This is a genomic window from Pseudomonas sp. UM16 (genome assembly GCF_050312595.1).
Lineage (GTDB): Bacteria > Pseudomonadota > Gammaproteobacteria > Pseudomonadales > Pseudomonadaceae > Aquipseudomonas.
Window position 1 is genome coordinate 270,002 of sequence record NZ_JBNPJT010000001.1, and the last position, 11,943, is coordinate 281,944.

Genomic DNA, 11,943 nt, shown 5'->3' on the forward strand with positions numbered 1-11,943 from the left:
CCGTGTTCAAACCGCTAGCCATCGCTGCAAGTCTGGGATGTGTGGTGTTGTCATCGGGCGCAAACGCCTACCAATATGGCGAGTACGCCGACACGACCCTGGACCGTTTGATCAACGATTACCCCGGCCGCTATCGCGGTACGGCCAGCTTCGCCGGTGCCACCGACTGGATGCAATCGCGCCTGAGCGAGGGTTACCAAACCCGCCGTCAGGACTTCACCTGGGCCGGTAACCGCAGCGCGCAGAATGTCATTGCCAGTGCACCGGGCATCAACAGCACCTATGTGGTGCTCGGTGCCCATTACGACACCTTTTACGGGCGCCCCACCCTGCAAGGTCTGGATGACAACGCCTCGGGGGCTGCGGTGTTGACCGAGATCGCCCGCAACCTCAGCGGCGTTGCCCTGGAGAACGGCCTGGAAGTGGTCGGCTTTGGTGCCGAGGAAGAAGGCCTGCGCGGCTCGCAAGCCTACGTTGCCGGCCTTGATGAGCGCCAGCGCGCCAACCTGATGGGCATGATCAACCTCGACAGCCTGATAACCGGCGACAAGATGTACGCCCATGCCGCGATCAATAGCGTCGACAACCCAGCGCTCGGCGCCTACCGCGACACGTTGCTACGCATTGCCTCGGAACTGAAAATTCCGCTGTTCACCAACCCCGGACTGAACCCCCACTACCCCGCCGGTACCGGCTGTTGCAGCGATGGCGAAAGTTTCAATGGCCTCAACATCCCGGTGCTGTTCATCGAGGCGACCAACTGGGAATTGGGCGACCTCGACGGCTACCAGCAAACCGACAACTCGGCCATTCCCGGCGGCTCCACCTGGCACGACCCGAGCCTGGACAATCAACAGGTGCTGACCGACGCCTTCGGCCAGGCGCATATCGACCAGCGCCTGCGCGACTTCTCCCGGCTGCTCACGCGCCTGGTCCTGGAGCTGACCAACGCCGACCTGCTCGCCTCCAACGCCTCCGGTGCGGCCATGGCGCGGCAGATGGAAGACCAACTGCAACGTCAGCACCAGGCCCTGACCCGTCTGCATGACCGGCGCTGGCTGGCTCTGCAGGTTGGCAACCGGCCAACCGGCAGTTTTGACGGTGAAGTCGGTGTCGAAGGCGAGGTCTCCCCCGAGAGTGGCTTCGATGCACCGGGCAATCCAGACGCCAAGCGTGTGGGTGTCCATGCCTTGGGCGACTACCGGCTCAATGATGCCTTGACCCTTGGCGCCAGCGTGAGCTTCGAGCGCAGCCGCGACTCCCTGGAACATGGCGGACGCCTTGAGGGCGATGCCTGGCAGCTCGGGCTGTTCGCCTTGCTCAACGATGGCGGCCCAACCTGGCTCGGAGGCGAAATCAGCGCTGGCCATACCCGCTTCGACAGCAAGCGCGCCGTCTACATCCAGGCCAATAACGGCCCTGTGTTGCTCGACCAGCGTTTGTCCGGCGACACCTCCGCCTGGTTCGCCGGCGCGCGGCTCGACGGCGGCTATGACTTCAGTGTGGGCGAGCTCAAGACCGGCCCAGTGGCCGGACTGGATTACATGCACTATCGCATCGACGACTTCAGTGAAGACGACGATTTGCGCACCGCCCTGGACTATCAGGAACAGGACTACGACGCCCTTGAAGCCAGCCTCGGCTGGCGCCTGCACGGCACCCTCTCCGTCGCAGGCATGGCACTGCAGCCCTATGCCAGTGTGCGTTGGGTGCGTGAGTTGGCCGATGGCCGCCTGGAGGACATCGACCTGACCAGCAATGCCGATGGGCGTATACGTGTCGCCGACATGGGCAGTGTCGACAAGGATTTCGGTCGTGCACAGCTGGGTGGACAGTTGATGGTGACCGAGCAATTGGGCGTATTTGCCGAAGTGAACAGCCGCTTTGCCCACAGCGAGGGCGATCAGACTGGCTATTCGCTTGGTCTGCAGTGGATGTTCTGAGCGCCTGACAGACGACCTCGATCTCCATTACCATATCGGCCTTCGGGCGCAGCCCCTGCTGCGCCCAACCGATTAAGTCCTAGCCATGCCTTTCGAACTTAGCGTAGATCTGACCACCCTCGCCATTCTTGCCGCCGTCGCCTTTGTTGCCGGGTTCATCGATGCCATCGCCGGTGGCGGCGGCTTGCTGACCACTCCCGCCCTGCTTACCGCCGGGATGCCGCCGCACCTGGTGCTGGGCACCAACAAACTCAGCTCGACCTTCGGCTCGGCCACCGCCAGTTTCACCTACTACCGGCGCAAGTTGTTCCATCCGGCGCAGTGGCGCCACGCCCTGGTCGGCACCTTTGTCGGTGCGCTGATCGGCGCGGTGGTAGCGCATTACCTGCCAGCTGAGTGGCTGAACAAGATGTTGCCGGTGATCGTCTTCCTCTGCGGCGTATACCTGCTGTTTGGCGGCACGCCCAAGGCACCGCTGGATGCCGATGTACCGGTGAAGAAAAAATGGCAGCTGCCCCAGGGCCTGACCCTGGGCTTCTATGACGGTGTCGCCGGGCCAGGCACGGGGGCGTTCTGGACCGTCAGCACTCTGCTGCTCTACCCCATCGACCTGGTCAAGGCCAGTGGCGTGGCGCGCAGCATGAACTTTGTCAGCAACGCTGCAGCGCTGTCGGTGTTCATCTTTTCCGGTCAGGTCGACTGGCTGGTGGGCTTGTCGATGGGCTCGGCGCTGATGGTCGGTGCCTTCTTCGGCGCCCGCACCGCCATCAGCGGCGGCAGCAAGTTCATCCGCCCGGTGTTCATCACCGTGGTGTTGGCGCTGACCGTGCGCCTAGCCTGGCAGCACTGGTTCGGCCAGGCCTAAGCGCCGCGCCACGTACAGATCGATCAGGTAACGGGCAATCGAGCGCCCCGCCGGCAACGGCGGCAGCGCATCGACCCGGAACCACTGGGCGTCTTCGATCTCGTCCACCTGCATGACAATCTCGCCCCCGGCATACTCGGCATGAAAGCCGAGCATCATCGAATGCGGGAACGGCCAGCACTGGCTGCCGACATACTGGATGTTCTGGACCTCGATCGCCACTTCCTCGCGCACCTCACGCACCAGGCAATCCTCGGCCGACTCGCCGGGCTCGGCAAAGCCGGCCAGGGTGCTGTAGACCCCGGTGACAAAACGCGGTGAACGCGCCAGAAGGATTTCATCACCACGAGTGATCAGCACGATCATGCTCGGCGAGATGCGCGGATAGCTGCGCAGGTCGCAGGGCTGACAGTACATCGCCCGCTCCCACTGAATCTGACTCATGGCCTGGCCGCAGCTGCCGCAAAAGCGGTGCTCACGAGCCCAGGTGGCGATCTGTGCGGCATAACCGAGGATCTTGTAGGTGTCGAAGTCACCTTCGAGCATGAACTGGCGCAAGCCGCGCCAGCTGCAACCGGTCACGGCCTGTGGCCCCTTGAGTTCCAGCAAGTACACCGGCTGGCCATCGAAATGGCCGATGCCATGCTCAAACAGCACCTCCAGATCCTGGCGCTTGAGCCAGTCGCGCGCAAACAGCGCGCCGTTATCATCGACCAGGAAGCCCTCGCTGCAGCGAGCGACCGCCCAGCCGCCAGCGAGGTTTGGGTCCAGTACCGCGGTGGTCCAACGCACAGCCATGTTCCGGTTCCTTGCGTGGGCCCGCCGCTGCAATCAGTCGGCGAACTCGGGTTTCTGTTTGCTCATATGGGCCGCCACGGCTACCCGCAGGTCAGTGGATTGCAACATGGCGGCGTTCCAGGTGGCAATGTATTCCAGGCCATCGTCGATGCGGTGATCGCGCATATAGCTGAGCATTTCCTTGGTGCCAGCCACGGCAATCGGGGATTTTCCCGCAATTTCAGCGGCAATGGCAAAGACACCTTCGAGCAATGCGTCATGGTCAGCGTAGACCCGGTTGACCAGGCCAATACGCTGAGCCTCGTCGGCCTCGACGTTGCGCCCGGTGTAGGCCAGCTCACGCAAGATGCCATCGCCAATAATCCGTGGCAGGCGCTGCAAGGTGCCGACATCAGCGGCCATGCCCATGTCGATTTCCTTGATCGAGAATTGGGCATCGGTGCTGCAGTAGCGCATGTCGCAGGCTGAGATGAGGTCGATGGCGCCGCCAATGCAGTAACCGTGGATCGCCGCCAGCACCGGCTTGCGGCAGGTATCGACGGCATTGAACGAAGCCTGCAAACGCAGAATGGTTTTACGCAGCAATCGGGCATTGCGGCCCACATCCTTGCCCAACTCGTTGGCCAGCGAAGCCAGCATCATCAGGTCAATGCCAGCGGAAAAATGCTTGCCGGCACCGCTGATCACCACTGCGCGCACGGCATCGGTCTCATCGATCCACTGGAAGATCTCGACGATTTCGCTCCAGAACGCCGCGTTCATCGCGTTGTACTTTTCCGGGCGATTGATCTGTACATGGGCGATATTGTTATTCAGTTCGACCTTGAATGCCTGGTAGTCGGTCACAGCGCTCTCCTTGAGGGGGCAGGATAATCGCAGGACTATATCAAGGCCCAAGGGCCGAGCTAGACCGCGCTTGTGCCAAAACCGGGACTTTTACCTTGATCTAACGGCCTGTATCCGGCACCTTGCGCTCCTGTTGAATTATTAGGATACATTTTCATGTCCCGCTCCCTGGCCGGCGCCCTGGCCCATAACTTTCTCGGACAATCGCCGCGCTGGTACAAGGCCACGCTGTGCCTGTTCCTGTTGCTCAACCCGCTGTTGCTGTTCACCCTCGGCCCGGTGGTGACCGGTTGGGTGCTGGTAATCCAGTTCATCTTCACCCTGGGCATGGCCCTCAAGTGCTACCCGTTGATGCCTGGCGGCTTGCTGGTCGCTGAGGCGCTGGTACTGGGCATGACCACGCCGCAGGCGCTGTACGATGAACTTCAGCACAACTTCCCGGTGATCCTGCTGCTGATGTTCATGGTCGCTGGCATTTACTTCATGAAGGACCTGCTGCTGTTCGTGTTCTCGCGGATCCTTCTCGGGGTGCGCTCCAAGGCGCTGCTGGCCTTGCTGTTCTGCTTTCTCTGCGCGTTTCTCTCGGCGTTCCTCGATGCCCTGACGGTGACCGCAGTGATCATCAGTGCGGCGGTCGGTTTCTACTCGGTGTACCACCGTGTCGCCTCGGGCAACAACCCGCGCGAAGACTCGGACCTGGACAGTGATCAGGACATCGCCCAACTGCAGCGCGATGACCTGCAACAGTTTCGCGCGTTCCTGCGCAGCCTGTTGATGCACGGCGCCGTCGGCACCGCCCTGGGTGGCGTCTGCACCCTGGTCGGCGAACCACAGAACCTGCTGATCGGCCATGAAATGGGCTGGCACTTCGCTGAGTTCTTCCTCAAGGTCGCCCCGGTATCGCTGCCGGTGTTGGCCGCAGGCCTGGTGACCTGTGTCCTGCTGGAGAAGCTGCGTTGGTTCGGTTACGGCACCTTGCTGCCCGACAATGTACGCCAGGTACTGGCTGCCTATGCGGCCGAAGACGACGCCCAGCGCACCACCCAGCAACGTGCCGCCTTGCTGGTGCAAGGCCTGGCAGCGTTGATCCTGATTATCGGTCTGGGCTTGCACATCGCCGAGGTGGGGCTGATTGGCCTGTTGGTGATCGTACTGATCACCGCCTTCACCGGCATCACCGATGAACACCGTTTGGGCCGCGCGTTCCAGGACGCCATGCCGTTCACCGCATTGCTGGTGGTGTTCTTTGCGGTGGTCGCGGTCATTCATGACCAGCAGCTGTTCACTCCGCTGATCCAGTGGGTGCTGACACTGCCAACCGACCAGCAACCAGGCATGCTGTTCATCGCCAACGGCGTGCTCTCGGCCATCAGCGACAACGTGTTCGTGGCCACCATCTACATCACCGAGGTCAAACAGGCGTTCCTCAACGGCCATATGAGCCGTGAGCACTTCGAGACCCTGGCGGTGGCCATCAACACCGGCACCAACCTGCCAAGTGTCGCAACCCCCAATGGCCAGGCGGCGTTTCTGTTCCTGCTGACCTCCGCGATCGCACCGCTGATTCGCCTGTCGTATGGGCGGATGGTGTGGATGGCCTTGCCCTACACCGTGGTGATGGGCGGGCTGGGCTGGTGGGCGGTGACGTACTGGCTCTAACGTTATGTGAGCTATGCGCCATAGACCGGCAACGGCTGGCGCTAGACCGAATTCGGGCGCCAGCTGAGCTATCAAGCCGCCTGCGCTCACACCCGTCGTGCCCATCCAATACCCTAGGAGCCCGATTTGTCTGCCCCGCCACCCTCGTGGATACGATCACCGCTGCGCGCCCTGCGTCATCGACTCGCCATCAGTGCACAGGCCGACGCCGACAGCGCTGCCACCGTTCGTCAGCATTTTCGCCACAAGGCCGCTGCCCAAGGCTACACCTTGAGCCAGGGTCAACGGCTGGTGATCGACCAGATGGCAACCCAAGCCGCGGCCCTGGCCAGCGGCCGGGCCCGCAGCCTGTACCTGTATGGCGCGGTCGGGCGCGGCAAAAGTTGGCTGCTGGACGGTTTCTTTCAGGCCTTGGCACAGACGCCGAAGCGCCGCGTGCACTTTCACGACTTCTTCGCCCGGCTGCATCAGGGCATGTTCGAGCACCGCCAACAGCAAGATGCCCTGGCCTGCACTCTCGATGAACTGCTCGAAGACTGCCAGGTGCTGTGCTTTGACGAATTCCATGTGCATGACATTGGCGATGCGATGCTGATCACCCGGCTGTTCCAGGCCCTGTTCGAGCGCGGTGTTTTCCTCCTGGTGACCTCCAACTACGCACCCGCAGGTTTGCTGCCCAACCCCCTCTACCACCAGCGTTTCGAGCCGGTGATCCGGTTAATCAACAGCCGCATGCAGGTGCTTGAGGTCGGTGGCGAGCAGGATTACCGCAGTCTTCCCACTGCCGCCAGCCAGCAGCGTTTCACCCTGGGGCATTACCTTTGCCCGGGGAGCGCAGCGCAACGTCAGGCTTTGCAACTGCCGGTGCTCAGTGCCGTGCCAATACCCCTGCAAGTCGGTAAACGCCAACTGCAAGCCAGGCTCATAGAGCAGAACACCCTGGGGTTCGATTTTGCCCAACTATGTGAACAACCCACAGCGGTCATCGACTACCTGGAACTGGCCCGGCGTTTCGACCACTGGATCATCGACGGCCTGCCGCGCCTGGAAGACTGCTCGGTGGCCGAGCAGCAGCGCTTTATCAATCTGGTGGATGTGCTCTATGACCAGGACAAGCACCTGGTGCTGATCGGCCAGTTGCCACTGGCCGAAAGCCTTGGAGGCAGCGCGAGCGACCTGGCGCGTACCCGTAGCCGGCTTGGGCAGTTGCGCCAGCAGCGGTAACCCATCGCGGTCTCACCCGGCCCGGGCAAAATCCGCCAGCACCGCCTCGATTTCCCCAAGCACGGCCGGGTCATCGAGGGTCGAGGGCGGCATGTAGGCTTGCTGGTCAGCGATCTTGCGCAGCACCGCGCGCAGTATCTTGCCGGAACGAGTCTTGGGCAGGCGCTTGACCACCCTTACCTGGTTGAAACACGCCAAGGCACCAATTTGCTCGCGCACACTGGCCACCAGTTCGCTCTGCAAGGCCGCTTCGCTGAGGCCCTGACCATCCTTGAGTACCACCAGGGCCAAGGGCACCTGCCCTTTGATTTCATCGTGGACGCCGATCACCGCGCACTCGGCGACGGCCGGATGGCGGGCGACCAGGTCCTCCATTTCCCCGGTGGACAGCCGATGCCCGGAGACGTTGATGACATCGTCGGTGCGGCCCATGATGTAGACGAAGCCATCGTCGTCCAGGTAGCCGCCGTCGCCCGTGTGATAGTAGCCAGGATAAGTGCTGAGGTAAGCGTCCAGGTAGCGCTGGTGATCGCCCCACAGTGTCTGGCTGCAACCGGGCGGCAATGGCAGGGCAATGACGATGGCACCCTGGTGGTTGGCATCGAGCAAGTGCCCGTCGTCATCGAGCACCCGCACGTGATAACCCGGCACCGCGCGATTGCTGGAGCCCGGGCGCGCCGCGCTACCGTCCAGACCTACGCAAGGCGCAGTGACCGGCCAGCCAGTTTCGGTTTGCCACCAGTGGTCGTGGACCGTCTTGCCGCTGGTCGACTCCAGCCACTGATGGGTGCTGGAATCGAGTTTCTCGCCGGCCAGAAACAGCTGACGCAGAGAACTCAGGTCATAGCGGCGCAACAACTCGCCTTCGGGGTCTTCCTTGCGAATCGCGCGCATGGCGGTCGGGGCGCAAAACAGGCCGTTAACCCGGTACTGTTCGACCACCCGCCAATACACACCGGCATCGGGCGTGCGGATCGGTTTGCCTTCATAGAACACAGTGGTGCAGCCGTTCATCAGCGGACCGTAGACGATCAGTGAATGACCAACCACCCAGCCGACATCGGATATTCCCCACCAGACATCCCCTGCCTGCATGCCGTAGATGTGGCGCATGGCAAAGCGCAGGGCCACCGCATTGCCGCCGTTTTCGCGGACGATGCCCTTGGGTTTACCCGTGGTGCCTGAGGTGTACATGATGTAGAGCGGATCGGCTGCGGCCATCTCGACCGGTGCCACCGGAGTTGCCCCGGCGACTGCCAGTTGCCAGTCCAGATCCCGATCTTCGACCAGGCTGGCCAACGCTTGCGGGCGCTGCTGCACCAACACCTGGCGCGGTGGGTGTTTGGCCAGTTGCAATGCGCGGTCTACCAGCGGTTTGTATTCGATGACGCGGTCGAACTCCAGCCCGCAGGAGGCCGTCAGCAACAGCTTGGGCCGGGCATCATCGATACGCAATGCCAGCTCATTGGCGGCGAAGCCACCGAATACCACGGAGTGCACCGCGCCGATCCGCGCGCAGGCCAACATGGCCATGGCCGCCTGAGGCACCATGGGCATATAAATGATCACCCCGTCACCCTTCTCCACACCCAGCGAACGCAGCAACCCGGCCAGGCGCGCCACTTCATCGCGTAATTGTGTGTAGGTGAACGCTTGCTGGCTGCCGGTTACTGGTGAATCGTAGATCAGCGCTGTCTGTTCGCCGCGCCCCTGTTCGATCTGGTAATCCAGGGCCAGGTAGCAACTGTTCAGACGCCCGTCGGCAAACCACTGATGGGTGCCGTCGGGGTTTTCAGTAAGGGGGATCAGTGGCTTGCGATACCAGGCCAAATGCTCGGCCTGCTCGGCCCAGAATGCGCCAGGATCGGCAATGGAGTGAGCGTAACTGTGCTGATAGGTCATCGATTCAAAACCCTGAACTTGTTGTTATATATAAAGGGCGAGCATCGAGTATGGACCGCAAAGGTCAGTCTGCCATGGGACTTAAGTCGCATGCGCCGCGCCGATTGTCGCTATCATGGCCGCCGCGTTTTCTACACTGGGCCCGTTTGCACCCCATGCACACTCTCGACGATCTCAAGGCCGGGCGACTGGCAGGCGTTACCCGTCTCAATTTGCAGTGCGGGCTTGAGCATTTCCCGAAGGAAATCTTCGACCTGGCTGACAGCCTGGAAATCCTCAACCTGACCGGCAACCGCCTCAGTGAGTTGCCTGAGGATCTCGGCCGTCTGCACAAGCTCGAGGTGTTGTTTTGCTCAGACAACCGCTTCACCCAGTTGCCTGAAAGCATCGGCCACTGCCCAGCCCTTGAAGTGCTCGGGTTCAAAAGCAATCGCATTGAGCAGGTCAGTCCGGCCGCCCTGCCCCGACGTTTGCGCGCGTTAATCCTTACCGACAACTGCATCAGCGCCTTGCCCGAGGCGTTGGGCGATTGCCCGGATCTGCAAAAACTGATGCTGGCTGGCAACCGCCTGCGCGAGCTGCCTCAAAGCCTTGCCCGTTGCCACAAACTTGAACTGCTGCGCATCGCCGCCAACCACCTGCAAGCACTCCCGGACTGGCTCCTGCAACTGCCGCGCCTGGCCTGGTTGGCCTACGCCGGCAACCCGTTGCCAGCGCCCTATTGCGCCCCCGAGGACGCAGGCCACTGTCCGCGCATTGACTGGCAACACATCAGCCTTGCCCACGTGCTAGGTCAAGGCGCCTCCGGGGTGATCTACCAGGCCAACTGGCAGCAGCAAGACGCAGCGGTGGCGGTCAAACTGTTCAAAGGCCAGATGACCAGCGACGGCTCACCGCTCAACGAGATGCGCGCGTGCATTGCCGCCGGTGATCACCCGCAATTGGTACGCCTGGCCGGACGCATCGATAACCATCCCGAGCAATTGCCGGCCCTGGTGATGCAACTGATCGAGCCGAGCTGGTTCAACCTCGCCGGGCCACCGAGCCTGCAGGCGTGTACCCGTGATACCTACGCCAGCGAGCGCCGCCTGAGCTTGTCAGCAGTCAAACGTGTAGCCGCTGCCATCGCCTCGGTCAGCGAGCACCTGCACCGTCGTGGCATCACCCATGGCGACTTGTATGCGCACAACATCCTCGCCAATGAGCAGGGCCAGTGCCTGCTCGGCGACTTTGGTGCAGCGTCGTTCCATGCCGCCGATGGCGGCCCAACGGCGGCGGCGTTGCAGCGCATCGAGGTGTTGGCATTCGGGGTGTTGCTGGGTGAACTGCTGGCCTGTTGCGAGGACGATTGCTCGTCCCTGCGAGCCCTGCAGCGGCGCTGCGTACAGCCTGAGGTACTGCTGCGGCCCGCGTTTGAGCAGATCAGCCAGCAGTTGCAGAAGATCGCTACACCCTAAGCGGCGCTGGCGTGTCAGAACTTGACCAGCGCCTGCACCACCACCCCCAGCACTTGCGTCTGTTGGGTAAACAAGGCCTTGGGGTAGGTCGGGTTAAGCGGTTTCAGATAGCCCTGACCGCCTTCCTCGATCAACTGCCGAAACACTGGGATCTTGCTGTCTGGCGAGCGCGCGATGACCAGCGTGCCCGGTTCAGCGTCAAGCCCGCTGTCCACCAGAATCAACATGCCCTGCGGCACACTCAAGCCCATCGGCGCGGTCATCGCATCGCCTTCAACTCGCAACCAGTACCCTCGCCCTTGTGCCGCATAGTCGCTCGACTGCTGGGCGCAGGAATCTGGCGTCTGCTCAGGCTGCAGATCGGTCCAACTCAAGATCGGATAACGAAAATACAATTCGTGTCGATGGCCATCGGCGCCGGTGACCGCAGCAGGGAAGCTCGATGTTTCATAAACACCACTGCTTTCCTTCAGCTGATGGGGATAGACAATTTGCAGCGGCGCAAACCCCAGCTCGACCAGAATCTGATTGAGCACGCGCAATTTTGGCTCACGTTCGCCGCGTAGCCAATGGCCCACAGCGCCCTGAGTGACGCCGATGCGTTCGGCGAGATGTTCCTGCGTGACCTTCAGTTCACGCATTCTGGCTTTAACCAGTTCAGTCCAATTATCCATCGCTGGCACGATACGGACTGCCCTTTGGCACTCAATACACAAATTGTAGTATTTAAAAATTAGAGACAACTACAAATCGTATTAGTATTTAGCCAAACCGTTAATTGCTCACTCACAAGGCAGGCAGCCACATGAAAAAGCCCTCCTCTGAAAGGGATCTTCCGCTGAACAACGAAACGCTGAGCAACAGCGATGCCGCCCGCCGCGCCCTGGATTTTTACCTGAACCCCGCGCCACCTGCCGTGTCATTGCATGAATGCTTGTTGGTACCGCGCGAAGGCCTGAACGAGACCCAGACCACCGAGCACGCGGCCGAGTTACTGCGCTGCGCAGCCGCTACCGCCCACGAGTCGGCCAACAGCTTGCAAGGGATGCACCGGGATCTGGCGCTGACGGTGATGCACATGATCAACATGGCCCGGACAGTGTTAGAACACGCGCCAAGCGCTCAGCCGCGGCCTTGAGCAACTGCGCCAAGGCGCTAAACGTGGGAAGTGCCGGGATAACGGCGCTAGAGCCGTCGATAGTGCGAGGGAGCGCATTCGGTAAAAGTTTTTTACGGAATGGCAGAAAAT

General features: G+C 61.7%; 10 protein-coding genes. 6 read left to right on the forward strand and 4 right to left on the reverse strand.

Translation table 11 applies throughout. The features are described from left to right. Window positions 1–2 precede the first annotated feature (2 nt). Together ACQRAX_RS01260 and ACQRAX_RS01265 are read left to right on the forward strand one after the other, a co-directional pair. Complete coding sequence (locus tag ACQRAX_RS01260) at window positions 3–1,943, forward strand: autotransporter outer membrane beta-barrel domain-containing protein (protein WP_412037565.1); 1,941 nt, start codon at window positions 3–5, stop codon at window positions 1,941–1,943. 85 nt (window positions 1,944–2,028) lie between these two features. Continuing rightward, a complete protein-coding gene (locus ACQRAX_RS01265) occupies window positions 2,029–2,808 on the forward strand; it encodes a TSUP family transporter (RefSeq protein ID WP_045183199.1) in 780 nt (259 codons plus the stop codon). On the opposite strand, the gene nudC is transcribed toward ACQRAX_RS01265, so the two are convergent. Beyond that, window positions 2,776–3,606: an NAD(+) diphosphatase gene (gene nudC / locus ACQRAX_RS01270; RefSeq protein ID WP_412037564.1), complete on the reverse strand. Its 831-nt coding sequence runs from the start codon at window positions 3,604–3,606 to the stop codon at window positions 2,776–2,778. The two genes, ACQRAX_RS01265 and nudC, sit on opposite strands and share 33 nt — an antisense overlap. A gap of 33 nt (window positions 3,607–3,639) precedes the next feature. Next, the gene (locus ACQRAX_RS01275; protein WP_412037563.1) at window positions 3,640–4,452 is read right to left on the reverse strand and encodes a crotonase/enoyl-CoA hydratase family protein; all 813 of its coding nucleotides are present in this window, start codon (window positions 4,450–4,452) and stop codon (window positions 3,640–3,642) included. 156 nt (window positions 4,453–4,608) lie between these two features. Between ACQRAX_RS01275 and nhaB the strand changes: the two genes are divergently transcribed. Continuing rightward, window positions 4,609–6,111, forward strand: coding sequence for a sodium/proton antiporter NhaB (gene nhaB / locus ACQRAX_RS01280; protein WP_412037562.1), 1,503 nt, complete (start codon window positions 4,609–4,611; stop codon window positions 6,109–6,111). A gap of 126 nt (window positions 6,112–6,237) precedes the next feature. Further along, window positions 6,238–7,335, forward strand: a complete 1,098-nt coding sequence (gene zapE / locus ACQRAX_RS01285; protein ID WP_412037561.1) for a cell division protein ZapE — start codon at window positions 6,238–6,240, stop codon at window positions 7,333–7,335. Between the two features lie 12 nt (window positions 7,336–7,347). Here the strand turns inward: zapE and ACQRAX_RS01290 are convergent, their stop codons facing one another. After that, window positions 7,348–9,237, reverse strand: a complete 1,890-nt coding sequence (locus tag ACQRAX_RS01290) for a propionyl-CoA synthetase (protein ID WP_412037560.1) — start codon at window positions 9,235–9,237, stop codon at window positions 7,348–7,350. 155 nt (window positions 9,238–9,392) lie between these two features. On the opposite strand from ACQRAX_RS01290, the gene ACQRAX_RS01295 reads away from it, so the two are divergent. Continuing rightward, a complete protein-coding gene (locus tag ACQRAX_RS01295) occupies window positions 9,393–10,694 on the forward strand; it encodes a leucine-rich repeat-containing protein kinase family protein (RefSeq protein ID WP_412037559.1) in 1,302 nt (433 codons plus the stop codon). A gap of 14 nt (window positions 10,695–10,708) precedes the next feature. Here the strand turns inward: ACQRAX_RS01295 and ACQRAX_RS01300 are convergent, their stop codons facing one another. After that, window positions 10,709–11,368: a S24 family peptidase gene (locus ACQRAX_RS01300; RefSeq protein WP_412037558.1), complete on the reverse strand. Its 660-nt coding sequence runs from the start codon at window positions 11,366–11,368 to the stop codon at window positions 10,709–10,711. 131 nt (window positions 11,369–11,499) lie between these two features. Between ACQRAX_RS01300 and ACQRAX_RS01305 the strand changes: the two genes are divergently transcribed. After that, complete coding sequence (locus ACQRAX_RS01305) at window positions 11,500–11,832, forward strand: DUF6124 family protein (protein ID WP_412037557.1); 333 nt, start codon at window positions 11,500–11,502, stop codon at window positions 11,830–11,832. Window positions 11,833–11,943 lie beyond the last annotated feature (111 nt).